This is a genomic window from Streptomyces sp. NRRL B-1347 (assembly GCF_000720325.1).
Taxonomy (GTDB): Bacteria; Actinomycetota; Actinomycetes; order Streptomycetales; family Streptomycetaceae; genus Streptomyces.
Map to the genome: position 1 here is coordinate 1 of NZ_JOJM01000102.1, position 15,210 is coordinate 15,210.

At 72.2% G+C, this 15,210-nt stretch carries 12 protein-coding genes; 4 read left to right on the forward strand and 8 right to left on the reverse strand.

The genetic code is table 11. From position 1 onward, the window contains the following. Positions 1-102: 102 nt before the first annotated feature. The 5 genes from IG74_RS0141620 to mce all read right to left on the reverse strand — a co-directional run bounded on the left by IG74_RS0141620 (position 103) and on the right by mce (position 7,834). Positions 103-873: an ABC transporter permease gene (locus IG74_RS0141620; RefSeq protein WP_030688358.1), complete on the reverse strand. Its 771-nt coding sequence runs from the start codon at positions 871-873 to the stop codon at positions 103-105. A 4-nt stretch (positions 874-877) separates the two neighbouring features. Beyond that, positions 878-1,876: an ABC transporter ATP-binding protein gene (locus IG74_RS0141625; protein ID WP_030688361.1), complete on the reverse strand. Its 999-nt coding sequence runs from the start codon at positions 1,874-1,876 to the stop codon at positions 878-880. A gap of 139 nt (positions 1,877-2,015) precedes the next feature. After that, positions 2,016-2,951, reverse strand: a complete 936-nt coding sequence (locus IG74_RS0141630) for a cellulose-binding protein (protein ID WP_030688363.1) — start codon at positions 2,949-2,951, stop codon at positions 2,016-2,018. 183 nt (positions 2,952-3,134) lie between these two features. Further along, on the reverse strand, positions 3,135-7,184 hold the full coding sequence (scy, locus tag IG74_RS0141635) for a polarized growth protein Scy (RefSeq protein ID WP_030688365.1): 4,050 nt from the start codon (positions 7,182-7,184) through the stop codon (positions 3,135-3,137). A gap of 209 nt (positions 7,185-7,393) precedes the next feature. After that, positions 7,394-7,834, reverse strand: coding sequence for a methylmalonyl-CoA epimerase (gene mce / locus IG74_RS0141640; RefSeq protein WP_030688367.1), 441 nt, complete (start codon positions 7,832-7,834; stop codon positions 7,394-7,396). Between the two features lie 148 nt (positions 7,835-7,982). Here mce and IG74_RS0141645 point away from each other — a divergent pair, with 148 nt between their 5' ends. Both IG74_RS0141645 and meaB read left to right on the forward strand, forming a co-directional pair. Then, the gene (locus IG74_RS0141645) at positions 7,983-9,185 is read left to right on the forward strand and encodes an acetyl-CoA C-acetyltransferase (protein ID WP_030688369.1); all 1,203 of its coding nucleotides are present in this window, start codon (positions 7,983-7,985) and stop codon (positions 9,183-9,185) included. A 96-nt stretch (positions 9,186-9,281) separates the two neighbouring features. Continuing rightward, complete coding sequence (gene meaB / locus IG74_RS0141650) at positions 9,282-10,238, forward strand: methylmalonyl Co-A mutase-associated GTPase MeaB (RefSeq protein ID WP_030688371.1); 957 nt, start codon at positions 9,282-9,284, stop codon at positions 10,236-10,238. Between the two features lie 183 nt (positions 10,239-10,421). Here the strand turns inward: meaB and IG74_RS0141655 are convergent, their stop codons facing one another. Further along, complete coding sequence (locus IG74_RS0141655; protein ID WP_030688373.1) at positions 10,422-11,123, reverse strand: PepSY domain-containing protein; 702 nt, start codon at positions 11,121-11,123, stop codon at positions 10,422-10,424. A 140-nt stretch (positions 11,124-11,263) separates the two neighbouring features. Here IG74_RS0141655 and IG74_RS0141660 point away from each other — a divergent pair, with 140 nt between their 5' ends. Both IG74_RS0141660 and IG74_RS0141665 read left to right on the forward strand, forming a co-directional pair. Further along, positions 11,264-11,947, forward strand: a complete 684-nt coding sequence (locus IG74_RS0141660) for a response regulator transcription factor (RefSeq protein ID WP_030688376.1) — start codon at positions 11,264-11,266, stop codon at positions 11,945-11,947. Beyond that, positions 11,944-13,623 (forward strand): sensor histidine kinase, encoded by a 1,680-nt coding sequence (locus IG74_RS0141665; RefSeq protein WP_051856521.1) that lies wholly within the window; start codon positions 11,944-11,946, stop codon positions 13,621-13,623. The genes IG74_RS0141660 and IG74_RS0141665 overlap by 4 nt, the downstream gene beginning before the upstream one ends. Before the next feature lie 56 nt (positions 13,624-13,679). Here the strand turns inward: IG74_RS0141665 and IG74_RS0141670 are convergent, their stop codons facing one another. Then, the gene (locus IG74_RS0141670; protein ID WP_030688379.1) at positions 13,680-14,156 is read right to left on the reverse strand and encodes a MarR family winged helix-turn-helix transcriptional regulator; all 477 of its coding nucleotides are present in this window, start codon (positions 14,154-14,156) and stop codon (positions 13,680-13,682) included. Between the two features lie 118 nt (positions 14,157-14,274). Further along, the gene (locus tag IG74_RS0141675; RefSeq protein WP_030688383.1) at positions 14,275-15,099 is read right to left on the reverse strand and encodes an AIM24 family protein; all 825 of its coding nucleotides are present in this window, start codon (positions 15,097-15,099) and stop codon (positions 14,275-14,277) included. Positions 15,100-15,210: the final 111 nt, after the last annotated feature.

A 15,210-nucleotide genomic window follows, 5' to 3' on the forward strand; every position in this document is an offset into this window, starting at 1 on the left:
GGGGGGAGAGAGCCGGAGTGGGGGCAAGGGCCCAGGAGGGAGTGGGGCGGGCCCGGGGTGGAGGGGGCCGAGGGGCAGCGCGGCCGAGGCGACCGCGTGAGGTCAGGCGTCGCGGCGCTTGAGGAGGACGTAGCCGCCCAGCAGCGCGGCAGCCGTCCACGCCACCATGATCCCGAGCCCGCCCCAGGGCCCGTAGGGCGTGTCGTCGTCGAAGGGCGACTTGACCTGCATGATCTTGCTGCCGGCCTGGTCGGGCAGGAAGCGGCCGACCTTCTTCGTGGCCGACACGTTGCCGAGGATGCTGGAGATCAGGAAGAAGAACGGCATCAGGATGCCGAGGGACAGCATCGGGCTGCGCAGCATCGCGGCCACGCCCATGGAGAACATCGCGATGAGCATCATGTAGAGGCCGCCGCCGATGACCGCGCGCAGCACCCCGGGGTCACCGATGTGGGCCTTGTGCTCGCCGAGCATCGCCTGCCCGGCGAAGAAGGCGATGAAGCTGGTGGCGATCCCCACGACGAAGGCGAGCAGGGCCGCCACCGCGACCTTGCTGAAGAGGAACGTGGCGCGCTGCGGGACGGCGGCGAGCGAGGTGCGGATCATGCCGGTGCTGTACTCGTTCGAGACGACGAGGACACCGAAGACGATCATGGCGAGCTGGCCGAGGGACATCCCGGCGAAGCTGATGAAGGTCGGGTCGAAGGTGATCTTGTCGTCGCGGCTGAGGCTGTCGTAGTCGTTCTTGGAGAGGGCGCTGATGAGCATGCCGAGCGCGATCGTGACGACGACCGCGAGGCCCAGCGTCCACACGGTCGACGCCACCGAACGGATCTTGGTCCACTCGGACTTCAGCACCTGCGTCGCTGCCATGGGGTCACTCTCCCTTCGGGCGCGGCTGCCAGCCCTCGCCCCAGCCGGGCCCGCCGGGCCCGGGAGGCGTGCCGCCGGCGGGCGGTGGCCCCTGGTGGTCGGCGTGCGCGTGGTACTCCACCGACTCCGCCGTGAGCTGCATGAAGGCTTCCTCCAACGAGGCCTGCTGCGGGCTGAGTTCATGGAGGACCAGATGGTGCTGGGCGGCCAGCTCGCCCAGCTGCTCGGAGCTCGCGCCGTCCACTTCGAGGGTGCCGTTGCCCGCCTCGACGACGGTGATCCCGGCCTCGTGCAACACGTCGAGCAGCCGTTCGCGCTGCGGCGAGCGCAGTCGTACGTACGACCGGGAGTTCTCGCGGATGAAGTCCGACATCGAGGTGTCGGCGAGGAGGCGGCCCTGGCCGATGACGACCAGGTGGTCGGCGGTGAGGGCCATCTCGCTCATCAGGTGCGAGGAGACGAAGACCGTGCGGCCCTGCGCGGCGAGGGACTTCATCAGGTTCCGGATCCAGTGGATGCCCTCGGGGTCGAGCCCGTTGACCGGCTCGTCGAACATCAGGATCTCGGGGTCGCCGAGGAGCGCGCCCGCGATGCCGAGGCGCTGGCCCATGCCGAGCGAGAAGCCCTTGGCCTTCTTCCGGGCCACGGCGGTGAGGCCCACGGTGTCCAGGACCTCGTGCACGCGCGTGCGCGGGATGCCGTTGGACTGCGCCAGACACAGCAGGTGGTTGAAGGCGCTGCGGCCGCCGTGCATGGCCTTGGCGTCCAGGAGCGCGCCGATGTACGTCAGCGGGTCCTTCAGCTGCGCGTAGTGCTTGCCGTCGATGCGCACGTCGCCCGCGGTCGGGTTGTCGAGGCCCAGCATCATCCGCATCGTCGTGGACTTGCCCGCGCCGTTCGGCCCGAGGAAGCCCGTGACGACGCCCGGTCTGACGGTGAAGGTGAGGTTGTTGACCGCCACCTTCTCGCCGTACCGCTTGGTCAGCCCTTCGAGCTCGATCACGCCGTCACCTCGATCATGCCGCCGCCTCGGTCACGCACGGACCCCGATCATGTCGACACGCTAAAACGGGACGGAGCCCCCTGCCACTCGGCGTGGCAGGGGGCTCCGTCGCATTCACCCCGTGATTGGTCGTACCGCGTCAGCGGCTCTGCTGTGCCGGGACCCCCCGAGAGATCGGCTCGTCCTCGGTGGGCGTGCTCGCGGCGGCAACGGCCGCGCCGGTGAGCGTCGCGAGCATCTCGCGGACGTTCGTCAGCTGGGCGTTGATGGAGTCGCGGCGGTTGGTGAGCGCCGCCAGCTCGCGCTCGGACTCGCTGCGGATGCGGTCCGCCTTGGCGTTCGCGTCCGCGACGATGTCCTCGGCCTGGCGCTGCGCGGTCTCCACCGTCTGGCGGGCGCGGCGCTCGGCGTCGGTGCGCAGCTTCTCCGCCTCCAGGCGCAGCTGCTCGGCGCGGTGCTCGATCTCCGCGAGCCGCTTCTCGGCCTTGGCCTGGCGGGACGCCAGGTCGCGCTCGGACTGGTCGCGCCGCTTGGCGAGGTTCGTCTCGAAGTCGGCGGCGGCCTGAGCGGCCTTGGCGCGGGTCTCCTCGAAGAGGGCGTCCGCCTCCTCGCGCTTGGACTGCGCGTCCTTCTGCGCCTCGGCACGCAGCGCGTTCGCCTCGCCCTTGGCCTTCTCGACGATGCGGACGCCCTCGTCCTCGGCCTTCGCCTTGCGCTCGGCGGCGAACGACTCGGCGTCGTTACGCACCTGCTGGGCGGCCGACTCGGCGAGTTCGCGGTGCTGTTCGGCCGCGCGCCTGGCCTCCTCGCGCAGGTCCTTCGCCTCTTCCTCGGCGAGGCGCAGGATCTTCTCGACGCGGGCCCCGAGCCCGGCGTACGACGGCTCGGCGTCGGCGACCTGGGCCTGGGCGTTCTGCGTTTCGAGGTGGAGTTCCTCGATGCGCTTTTCCAGAGCAGTGATTCGGGTGAGAGCGGAGTCTCGGTCGGAGACGAGCTTGGAGATACGTTCGTCCACCTGAGCGCGGTCGTACCCACGCCGCACAAGCTCGAAGCCGTAGGGGGAAGTGTCGCTCATGGGGTTCCTGTCGAATGAGACCGGGTGAGGTGATAGAGGGAATCCTAGGGGGCGTTGCGGCGTGTCATCGAGCGTATGCCCGTTTGATCTGGAGAATGACACCCCTTTTGAGTGGCTAACCGGCAGAGGGCTTGCCAGCGACAGAGTCGAAGGTCCCTGCCGAGCACGGAATGTGCTCCGTGGCTAGCCCTCTGACTGCTTGCCACCCGAACGAGTAGCCCCCGCCGCGGCCCCCGCCTTGACGCCCGCGTCCTTGCCGCCGCCCTGCGGGGCCTCAAACGATTCCAACGCCTCGAGCACGTCCTGGACACGGGAAATCTCCGCATTGATGTCCTCGCGTCGCCGGACGAGGACCTCCAGCTCGCGCTTGCCCTCTTCGACCATGTGCTCGGACTCGGCCCGCGCCTCGGCGTGGATCCGCTCGCCCTCGCGCACCAGCTCGGCCTTCTTCTGCTCGGCCTCCTTCAGCAGCCCCTCGGCCTTCTTCACGGCCGCGATGCGCACCTTGCTCGCCTCGGAGTTGGCGTCCGACACCAGCTCCTCGGCCTTCGCCTTGGCCTCGGCCAGCTGCTCCTCCGCGGCCTTCACCAGCGCGTCGCAGCGCTCGCCCGCCGACTTCATGGCCTCGGCCGACTCGCGCCTGGCCCGCTCGTGCAGCTCCTCGATCTCCGTCGTGACGCGGCCGCGGTGCTCCTCGGAGCGCTCCCTTATCGCGGTGGCGTCCCGGCGCGCGCCGACGAGCAGCTCGTCGGCGTCCGTACGCGACTTCTCCACCAGGGTGTTGCCCTCGACCGTCGCCTCGGCGACGATCCGCTCGGCCTCCTTGCGGGCCGCGCCGACCATCGTGTCCGCCTGCGTCTCGGCGTCCGTCGTCGCCTTGAGCGCCTTCTCCTGGGCGTCCGCGGTCAGCTTCTCGGCCTCGGACGTGGCCTCCGTGATGAGCTTGTCGACCTGCTCCGCGGCTTCCGAACGCCGCTTGTTGGCCTCCTTGCGGGCCTCGTCCAGGGTGCGCTCGGCCTCCTGGCGCGCGTCCGCGCGCAGCCGCTCGGCCTCGGCCTGCGCCTCCTGCTTGACGCGCTCCGACTCCGCGCGGATGCGCTCGGCGTGCTGCTGCGCGGAGTTGACGTTGTCGGCCGCTTCCGCGCGCAGCCGCTCGGCGTCGCCGGTCGCGTCCGAGATCAGCCGCTCGGCCGCGGCCACCGACTCGGCGCGTACGCGCTCCGCTTCGGCGGCGGTCTCCGTGGTGAGGCGCTCGGCGGCGGCGACGGACTCCGCGCGGACCCGCTCGGCCTCGGCCGCCGTCTCCGACGTGAGCTGCTCGGCGGCGGCCACCGACTCGGCGCGCACGCGCTCGGCCTCGGCCGCGGTCTCTGCCGTGAGGCGCTCGGCCGCGGCGACGGACTCCGCGCGCACGCGCTCGGCCTCGGCCGCCGTCTCCGTGGTGAGGCGCTCGGCCTCGCTGCGGGCCTCGCCGATCAGCGTGTCCGCCTGGTTCGCGGCGTCGCCGCGGATGCGGTTGGCGTCCTCGCGGGCGTCGGCGCGGGTGCGGGCGGCGTCCTGGTCGGCCTGCGCGATGGTGTCCGAGGCCTCCGTGCGCACCCGCTGGGCGTGCTCGGCGGCGTCCGAACGCATCCGGTCGGCCTCGGCCATCGCCTCCGCGACGGTGTGCTCGGCGAGCGCCTTGGCGGCCTCCGACGCCTCGGTGGACTCGCGTCGCGTACGGCTCGCGTCCTCGCTCGCGCGCTCCCGCTCGGCGTGCGCGTCGGCGCGGACGCGGTCCGCCTCCTCCTGCGCCTCGGTGCGGGTGCGCTCCGCCGCGTGCTCGGCGGCCGAACGCAGGCCCGTGATCTCCTCCTGGGCCTGCTCGTGCAGCCCGGCCACGGAGTCCCGTACGGACTGGGCCTGCTGCTCGGCGGCCGACACCAGCTCCGTGGCGCGCGCCTCGGCCTCCTCGGCCAGGCGGCGCGCCTCGGCGTCGGCCTCCTCCACGCGCTTGCGCGCCGCGGCGAGCAGCTCCTCGCTCTGCTCGCGGGCCCGCTCCCGCTCCTGGTCGGCCTCGGTGCGCGCGGCGCCGAGCGTCTCCTCGGCCTCGCGGCGGCGCCGGGCCGCCTCCTCCTGCGCGGCCGCGAGGGCCTCGGCGGCCTCGGCCGCGACGCGCTCGGCGGCGGCCGCCGCCTCCGCGCGCACCCGGTCCGCGGTCTCCTGCGCCTCCGTCTTGAGGCGCTCCGCCTCCGCGGCGGCCTCGGAGCGCAGCCGCACCGCGACGGTCTCGCCCTCGGCGCGCGCCTGCGAGGCGTCCGCCGCGGCCTCGTCACGCAGCCGCTCGGCCTCGGCCTCGGCCTGCGACTGGAGGGTGCGGATCCGCTCGGCGGCCTCCGTGCGCTGCCGCTCGGTCTCCTCGGCGGCCTCGCGCCGCATGAGCTCGGCGTCCGCGCGCGCTTCGGTCAGCGTCCGCTCGGCCGCGGCGAGCTTGTCGTCGGCCTCCGCGCGCAGCCGGGTCAGCTCCGCGTCGGCCTCGGCCGTGCGGGCCGCGACGGCGCGCTCGGCCTCCTCGCGCAGCTCCCGCGCGGCCGTCTCGGCCGCGGCCTTGACGGCCTCGGCCTGCTCATTGACCTCCGTGCGGTGCCGCTCGGCCTCCGCACGGGTGCGCTCCAGGGTCTCCTCGGCCTGCTGGCGAAGGGACGTGGCGCGCTCGACGGCCTCGGTGCGAACCCGCTCGGCCTCGGCGGCCGCGGACTGACGGGCCTCGCCCGCGTCCGCCTTGGCCTTGGTGAGCAGCTCCTCGGCGGACCGGGCCGCCTCCTCGATCTGCTGGACGGCCTCGCGCCGCGCCTCGCCGCGGATCTTCTCGCCCTCGGCGACCGCGTCGGCGCGCAGCTGCTCGGCCTCGCCGCGCAGCCGCCGCGCCTCCTCCTGGAGCTCGACGGTCTTGGCGCGGTACTCCTTGGTGTCGTCCTTCGCCGCGCCCTTGAGCTGCTCGGCGATGTCGTGCGCCTCGCTGCGCAGCCGGTCCGCCTCGGCCTCGGCCTCGGCGCGGACCCGCTCGGCCTCGTCGGCGGCGGCGCGCGTGGTCGCCTTCGCCTCGTCGGAGGCCTTGGTCAGGACCTCCTCGGCGGTCCGCGCGGCCTTCGCGATCTGGGAGGCGGTCTCCTCGGCGGTGATCGAGCGGGCCTTCTCCGCGGCCTCGGCGACCAGCTTCTCGGCCTCGGCGGCGGCGTCCGCGATCTTCTGCTCGGCCTCCGCCTTGGCGGCCTCGGCCTCCTTGGTGGCCTCGCCGACCAGGCGCGCGACCTGTTCCTTGGCCGTACGCGTGCGCTGCTCGCCCGCGGCCTCGGCGGTCGCGAGCTGCTTGGCCGCGGCCTCCTTGGCCCCGGCGACGAGCTTGTCCGCCTCGGCGCGCGCCTCGCGCAGGGCCGCGTCGGCGTCGGCCATGCGCTGCTCGGCGGCCCGGCTCAGCTCGGTGGCCTGGCGGCGTGCCTGGTCGGCCTCGGCGGCGGTGGACGAGCGCAGCGCCTCCGCGTGGTCGGCGGCCTCCTGGGCCTGCGTCGACGCGGCGTTCAGCAGGCGCTCGGCGTCGGTGCGGGCGCGGCGGATGAGCGCCTCGGCCTCCGCGCGGGCGCTCTCGGCGTCGGCGGCGAGGCGCTGCCTTGCCGCCTCGGCGAGCCGCTCGGTCTCGGCACGGGCGGCGGCGAGCGCCTGGTCGGCCTCCGCGCGCGACTCGTCGAGCAGGCGCCGGGCCTGCTGCTCGCTGCGGGCGCGCAGCTGCTCGGCCCAGGCCACGTTCTCGTTGACGTGGGACTCGACGGTCTGCCGGCGTTCGTTCAGCTCCTGGTCGAGCTGCTGGCGCCGGGAGACGGCCTCCGTGTGCAGCTCGGCCTGGAGCCGGGCCTGCTGCTCGGCGTGCTCCTGGAGGATGCGCTGCGTCTGATTGCGGGCCTCGCGCAGCTCGCGCTCGGCGTCGGCGCGCAGCTGCTCGGCCTGGATCTGGGCGTTCCGCAGGAGTTGCTCGGCCTGATAGCCGAGGTCCGCACTGTCGTAGGCAGGGCGGGACGCGAGGTTGCGGCGCGCCTCGTGCAGCTTGGCGCGCAACACCTCGACCTGGTAGCCGAGGTCCTCGGCGTGCTGGACGGCCTTCTCCCGGTCGGTCTTCAGCCGGTCCATCTCGGCTTCGAACCGTGAGAGATGGTCGGCCTCAGCCGGTCGTCGGCTGTCCTGGCTTTCGTAGCCCCGCACTGCGCGGTCCCATCCGTCCCCTGGTCGCAAGTCTTAGACGTACGAGCCTCGCCCTTCCCGCGAACGAGGCCCCCGGGGAATGGTGTCAGATCAACAGCGGAGCTTGGGCTGCTGCCCCGACGCTCGTCCCCCGAAACCCGGACCCCGGCAAGCGACCGCCCAAGGTTCGGACGGCCGCCACTAACCCTACCGGCCCGGATAACGGGAGGTCAGTGCTCCGGCTGTTCGGCGGGCGCCGACGTGACGAGTTCGGTGAGCACTCCGTGGCAGTCCTTGGGGTGCAGGAAGGTGATGCGCGACCCCATCGAACCGATGCGCGGCTGCTCGTACAGGACGCGGACGCCCTTGTCGCGGATGGCCTCCGCGTCGCCGTCCACGTCCGCGGTGCCGAAGGCGATGTGGTGCACGCCCTCACCGTTCTTGGCCAGCCACTTGCCCACCGCCGAGTCCTCCCGGATCGGCTCCAGGAGCTGGAGGTAGGAGGCGCCGCCGTCCGAGGTCTCGTTGATCTTCAGCATGGCCTCGCGCACACCTTGTTCCTCGTTGACCTCGGTGTGGAACACCTCGAAGCCGTACGTCGCGCGATAGAACTCGACCGTCGCGTCGAGGTCCTTGCAGGCGATCCCAATGTGATCAATTCGCGTCAGCATGGTTCAAGTGCAGCGCCTGCGGCCGTGATTACGCAACGTGCGCGCGATCACACCCGCCTTCCGGTGACGTGTGCCGTACCGCTCAGTACATTCAGGTAAACCCTCGTTCACATCTCCTCAGCTCGCCAGCTGGAAGGGGCCGTGCCACATGTCTGGAACGACCGGAACCACCTCAGTGATCGTCGCGGGCGCGCGCACGCCCATGGGGCGTCTGCTCGGCTCGCTCAAGTCCTTCTCCGGCGCCGACCTGGGCGGATTCGCGATCAAGGCGGCCCTCGACCGGGCGGGCATCGGCGGCGACCAGGTGCAGTACGTGATCATGGGGCAGGTCCTGCAGGCCGGGGCGGGGCAGATCCCGGCGCGCCAGGCCGCGGTCAAGGCGGGCATCCCGATGAGCGTCCCCGCACTCACCGTGAACAAGGTCTGCCTCTCCGGGCTCGACGCCATCGCGCTCGCGGACCAGCTGATCCGCGCCGGTGAGTTCGACGTCGTGGTCGCGGGCGGCCAGGAGTCGATGACCAACGCCCCGCACCTGCTCCCCAAGTCCCGCGAGGGCTACAAGTACGGCGCGGTCGAGATGCTCGACGCGATGGCGCACGACGGCCTCACCGACCCCTTCGAGTCCATCGCCATGGGCGAGTCCACGGAGAAGCACAACACCCGCCTCGGCATCCGGCGCCCCGAGCAGGACGAGATCGGCGCCCTGTCGCACCAGCGCGCGGCCGCCGCCCAGAAGAACGGCGTGTTCGACGCCGAGATCACGCCCGTCGAGGTGCCGCAGCGCAAGGGCGACCCGGTGCTCGTCGCCAGGGACGAGGGCATCCGCGCCGAGACGACCGTCGAGACGCTCGGCAAGCTGCGCCCCGCCTTCGGCAGGGACGGCACGATCACGGCGGGCACGGCCTCGCAGATCTCCGACGGCGCCGCGGCCGTCGTCGTCATGAGCAAGGCGAAGGCCGAGGAGCTCGGCCTCGCGTGGATCGCGGAGATCGGGGCACACGGCAACGTGGCGGGTCCCGACAACTCCCTCCAGTCCCAGCCGTCCAACGCGATCCTGCACGCCCTGAAGAAGGAGGGCCTCGGCGTCGACGACCTCGACCTCATCGAGATCAACGAGGCGTTCGCGGCCGTCGCGGTCCAGTCAATGAAGGACCTCGGGGTGTCCACGGAAAGGGTGAACGTCAACGGCGGCGCCATTGCCCTGGGTCACCCGATCGGGATGTCCGGCGCGCGGCTCGTCCTGCACCTGGCCCTGGAGCTCAAGCGGCGCGGCGGCGGGGTCGGCGCGGCCGCGCTGTGCGGCGGCGGCGGGCAGGGCGACGCGCTCATCCTGAAGGTCTCCAAGAGCTGAGGTCCTTCGCATCCTCTTCGTGTCTTCGGAGACGTTCGTGTCTTCGGAGACGTTCGTGTCTTCGGAGACGTACGTACGTACGGAACGGAGCCGCACATGCAAGACGTCCCCTCCCTGGTGGCGCAGGCCCGCGAGGGCAGGCCGCGGGCCGTGGCCCGGCTGATCTCGCTGGTGGAGGGGGCGTCGCCGCAGCTGCGCGAAGTGATGGCGGCCCTCGCGCCGCTGGCCGGGCACGCGTATGTGGTGGGGCTCACCGGCTCGCCCGGCGTCGGCAAGTCCACGTCGACGTCGGCGCTGGTCAGCGCGTACCGGCGGGCCGGGAAGCGGGTGGGGGTCCTCGCCGTGGACCCCTCGTCCCCGTTCTCCGGCGGCGCGCTGCTCGGTGACCGCGTCCGGATGTCCGAGCACGCGTCCGACCCCGGCGTCTACATCCGCTCCATGGCGACCCGGGGGCATCTGGGCGGGCTCGCCTGGGCCGCGCCCCAGGCCATCCGCGTGCTCGACGCCGCGGGCTGCGACGTCGTCCTCGTCGAGACGGTCGGCGTCGGCCAGTCCGAGGTCGAGATCGCCTCGCAGGCCGACACCTCCGTGGTCCTCCTCGCGCCCGGGATGGGCGACGGCATCCAGGCCGCGAAGGCCGGGATCCTGGAGATCGGCGACGTGTACGTGGTCAACAAGGCCGACCGCGACGGCGCGGACGCCACCGCGCGCGAGCTCAACCACATGCTGGGGCTCGGCGAGACGCGCAAGCCGGGGGACTGGCGGCCGCCCATCGTCAAGACCGTCGCCGCCCGCGGCGAGGGGATCGACGAGGTCGTCGAGGCCCTTGAGAAGCACCGGGCGTGGATGGAGGAGCGGGGGGTCCTCGCCTCGCGGCGGGTCTCCCGGGCGGCCCGTGAGATCGAGACGATCGCCGTCACGGCGCTGCGCGAGCGGATCGCCGATCTGCACGGGGACGTGCGGCTGAGCGCGCTCGCCGAGCGGATCGTGGCGGGCGAGCTGGACCCGTACGCGGCGGCGGACTCCCTGGTGGAGGGCCTGACCTCCGCCTAGACCGCAGGCCGGGCCCTGCCCGCGGGCAGCGGGCCCACCCGCCCGCCTCCACCCGGGCAGGGGTGGAGGACTTCGCCGCGGCACCGGGGGGACTGGACCGCGGCGCGCAGTCACGGGCGGGCGGGTGGGAGAGAGAGGCCCGCCGCGGTGGCGGCGGGCGCTGGGGTGGTGCTGGTGGGGCTGTCAGTCGTCCAGGGGGCCGGCGGTGACCTTGCCGGAGCTGAGGTCCACGGCCCAGTGGCTCTCGGCGCCCTTGCCGGACACCGTCTCCACGTCCCAGACGCCGCGGCCCGCGGTCTCGTCCTCGAGGTCGACCGAGGTCACCGTGCCCTTGTCGGCGGCGGCCTTCGCCGCGTCGGCCGCGGAGACCGACGAGCCCTTCAGCGCGGCCCGGGCCTCGGCCGCGTCCTCGGCGTCCTGCTCGGTGTGGGAGCCGAGCACCTTGCCCGTGCCGGGGTCGACGTGCACGCTGTGCCAGGTGTCGCCGCTCTTGCCGAGGACGTCGACGTCCCAGACCAGGCCGCCGCCGTCGGAGTCGAGGTCGGCGGAGACGGCGGTGCCGTTCACCGACTTGAGCGCGGCGGCGATCGCGTCGGCGGCGCTCACCTTGGCGGCCTTGGCCTCGGCGGCGTCCCGAGCGTCCTCACGCCGGTCGTCGTCCCGGTCGTCCCTGTCGTCGTAACGGTCGTCGTCGTATCGGTCGTCGCCCCGGACCTCCGCGCCCCGCGTGCCGTCGTCCTTCAGCTGGACGCTCGACTTCTGCGCCGACGACGCCGACGAGGCCGAGGAGCTCTCACCGTCGCCGCTGAGCGCGAAGGTCGTGGCCGTACCGCCGCCGATGAGTGCGGCGGCCGCGACGGTGGCGATGACGATGTTGCGCTTCATGAGGGTTTCCTCCCGAGTGGCTGGCCCCGATCCGTTCCGGGGCCGTCCGTTCCGATGGGAAACACGCTGCCTGAACGTTCCTGAAGCCCCCCTGAAGACACCTGAAGATTTCTTCAGCTCGGCTCCGGCATCCTGAAGGCATGCGTCTGTTGATCGTCGAGGACGAGAAGCGTCTGGCCCTGTCCCTGGCCAAGGGCCTGACCGCCGAGGGCTATGCCGTCGACGTCGTCCACGACGGCGTCGACGGCCTGCACCGCGCCACGGAGGGCACGTACGACCTGGTCATCCTGGACATCATGCTGCCGGGCATGAACGGCTACCGGGTCTGCTCCACCCTGCGCGCCGCGGGCAACGACGTGCCGATCCTGATGCTGACCGCCAAGGACGGCGAGTACGACGAGGCCGAGGGCCTGGACACGGGTGCGGATGACTACCTCACCAAGCCCTTCAGCTACGTCGTCCTGGTCGCCCGCGTGAAGGCGCTGCTGCGCCGCCGCGCCGCGGCCCCGTCGCCGGTGCACCGGATCGGCGACCTGAGGATCGACACGGCCGCGCGCCGCGTCGTCCGCGAGGGGGGCGCGGCGGACGGCGGGGGCACCGAGATCGCCCTGACCGCGAAGGAGTTCGCGGTCCTGGAGCAGCTGGTGCTGCGCACGGGCCAGGTGGTGTCCAAGGCGGAGATCCTGGAGCACGTCTGGGACTTCGCGTACGAGGGCGACCCGAACATCGTCGAGGTGTACGTGAGCACGCTGCGCCGCAAGCTGGGCGCGCCGCTGATCAAGACGGTCCGCGGCGCCGGCTACCGACTGGAGGCCCCGCGATGAGCCGCCGTTTCCGGCCCTTCGCCTCGGTGCGGGCCCGCGCGACCGCGGCGGCGACGGTCGTCGTGGCCCTCGCCCTGGTCGCCGCGGGCACCGCCGTGCTGCTCTCGCTGAGGTCCAGCCTCGTCGACCAGGCCGACGCGCAGGCGGAATCCGACGCCCGGAAGGTGGCGTTCGCGCTGGCCGCGGGCGTCGCGTACGACAAGCTCGACCTGTCCGACGACGACAAGCCCGTACGGGTCCTGAACGAGGACGGCCGGGTCGTCGCGCACACCGAGGACCTGGAACGGCTGTCCGGCAAGCGCGTCGAGGACGTACGCCCCGAGCCGAAGCCGAAGCCGAAGGCCGCCGGCAAGACCCCTGGGGCCACCAAGGCCCCCGAAAGCTCCTCCGGCAAGCCGGAGGACGCCGACGAGCCGGACGACTCCGACTCCGACTCCGGTTCCGACTCCGATGCCGACGACGCCGCGGAGGACAAGCAAGAGGCCGCGGAGGAAGCCGCCGAGGAAGCCGCCGAGAAGGCGGAGGGCTCCGATGACGGTTCGGACGACGGCTCGGACGACGACGTGCTCAAGCTCGGCGAGATCGACGACGACCCCAAGATCACCGAGCGCTCCGCGACGGTCGACGGCGAAACGGAGGACTACCGTTTCGCCGCCGTCCGCGTGAACACGGAGTCGAAGGGTGAGCTGACCGTCGAGGCGGGTGCCCCGTTGTCCACCGCACGGGACGCCGTCACCACCGCGCTGACCGCGATGCTGATCGGCTTCCCGTTGCTCCTGGCAGTGATCGCGGCCGTGACCTGGCTGGTCACGCGCCGCGCGCTGCGGCCGGTCGACGCGATCCGCGGCGAGATGGCCGCCATCACCGCGTCCGAGGACCTGGCGCGGCGGGTGCCCGAGCCGGACACGCACGACGAGATCGCGCGCCTGGCCCGCACCACCAATGAGACGCTCGCCGCCCTCCAGACGTCCGTGGAGCGGCAGCGCCGCTTCGTCGCCGACGCCTCGCACGAGCTGCGCAGCCCCATCGCCTCACTGCGCACCCAGCTCGAAGTGGGCGCCGCGCACCCGGAGTTGCTGGATGTGGAGGGCGCCGTCGAGGACACCGTACGGCTCCAGGAGCTGGCCGCCGACCTGCTGCTGCTCGCCCGGCTCGACGCCGGGGAGAAGCCGGGTCAGGGCCGGGTGGAGCTCGCGGCCCTGACCCGTGAGGAGCTGTCGCAGCGACCGGCGGACCGCATCCCGGTCACGACGAAGCTGGAGAGCGTCGAAGTGGCCGGATCCCGCGGGCAGTTGACCCGGGTCCTCGGCAATCTGGTGACCAATGCCCAGCGCCACGCCCGGTCGCGGATCACGGTCACCACCCGGGCCGACGGGGCCTGGGCGGTCCTGGAGGTGGCCGACGACGGGGACGGGGTGCCGGCGGCGGAGCGTGAGCGGATCTTCGAGCGGTTCGTGCGTCTGGATGACGCGCGCAGCCGGGACGAGGGAGGTGCGGGCCTCGGCCTGGCCATCGCCCGTGACGTGGCCGTGCGGCACGGCGGCACGCTCGCGGTCGACGAGGCCCCTGGCGGGGGCGCCCGGTTCACCCTGACTCTGCCCCGGGCGTCACGGGAGCGGGAGCGCCCCGAAGGGGCGCGGGGAACGGCGCGACCAGCCACGGACGACCGGCACTGAAGGGCACGGGCCAGGCCGACCTCACCCCTGAACCCCGCCAAGGCACAGCGGCAGCGTCACGGCTTGCCGCGCAGACCGCGCAGGTGCTCCGCGATCGGCGTCAGCGCCTTGTGCAGGTCGCCGAGCGCCTCCGGCGAGATGAGGTCGACGAAGTGCTGGCGCACGGAGGTCACGTGGTGCGGTGCGACGCGCTTCATCGTCTCCATGCCCTCGTCGGTGAGCACGGTGAACAGGCCGCGTCGGTCGGACTCGCAGTTCTCACGCCGGACGAGACCCGCGTTCTCCATGCGCGTGATCTGGTGCGACAGGCGACTCTTGGACTGCAGGGTGGCGGTCGCGAGGTCGCTCATGCGCATGCGCCGGTCTTCGGACTCGGAGAGATGTACGAGGATGTCGTAGTCGTTCATGGTCAGGTTGAACGGCTGGAGATCCTTCTCCAGCTGGTACGTCAGCATCCTGTTGACCTCCACGTGGGTGCGCCAGGCGCACTGTTCCTCGTTGGTCAGCCACTGCGGGGCCGTCTCGGTCTCCATGGAATCGATTCTACCTAAGAAGTTGAATGATGAACGAGTGAAGGGGTGTGACACGGCTCGCACCCCCCGGACGACCGAGGGGCACAGGCGTTCGCCGTCACACTCCGCAGACTACCGCTCACAGGCCGAAGCGACGCTGGAGGCTGCCTAGTTGTCCGGGAAGGCGCGGTCCGAGCGGCTGCTGTCCACGTTGGCCATGTTGCCCGCCCTGGCCGGAGGAGCCGTGTCCGCCCGAGCCGCCGGTGCCCGCCGCGCCCGGCACCCCGGCCTGCTGTGGGAGCGCGCCCGTGTCGGCGCCGTCCATCAGGGACTCCGAGGACTGCAGCAGGACCGTGCCCGCGCCCACGAACTCGAACTGGTGCTCCTCGCCCGATGTGCCGCCGATGCCGGTCAGTGCGCGCAGGCCGCCGATCACTCCCGTCATGTACCCGTGGTCGTAGTGGTGGCAGGGGGACGGGCAGTCCGCCCAGCCGACCAGGGCCTGCGGGTCCACGCGGATCGGCGGCTCCATGAACACCACGGGACCGCTGGAGACGGCCACGAACTTGCCCGTGCCGATCAGGGTCAGGAAGCCCGGGACGATGGACTGCTTCAGCGAGAGACTTGGCTGAAAAGCGAGGAGGTTCCCCGCGCGGATCGTCAGGTTGCCGTCCTCCAGGTCGTACGAGTTCGCGTCGAAGGCGCGGTCGGCGAGCAGCATCTTGCCCTCGCCCTCGGCCACCACCCAGTCGCTCGCGTGCAGCGGGGAGTGGAAGGAAGTGCGCAGGAGACGGTCGAGGCGGCCGTGGCCGATGCCGTTGAAATCGATGCGCCCGTAGTAGGCGATCATCTTGCCCTTCTGCAGGAACCACTGGCTGCCGCGCAGTTCCACGCAGAAGGTGTACGCGTTGACGTTGTCGTCGCTCGGCAGTGTCGCCGGGTCGAAGATCACGGGCGTGCTCACAGCTTCTCCTCCGGTAACTGGTTAGGTCTGTGGGGGCTGGTGGGCATGCTGGATCGCCGGGTGGCCCGGGGTTTCAGGAGGTGGTGGGTGTCCAGGGGCTGCCGCGCATGG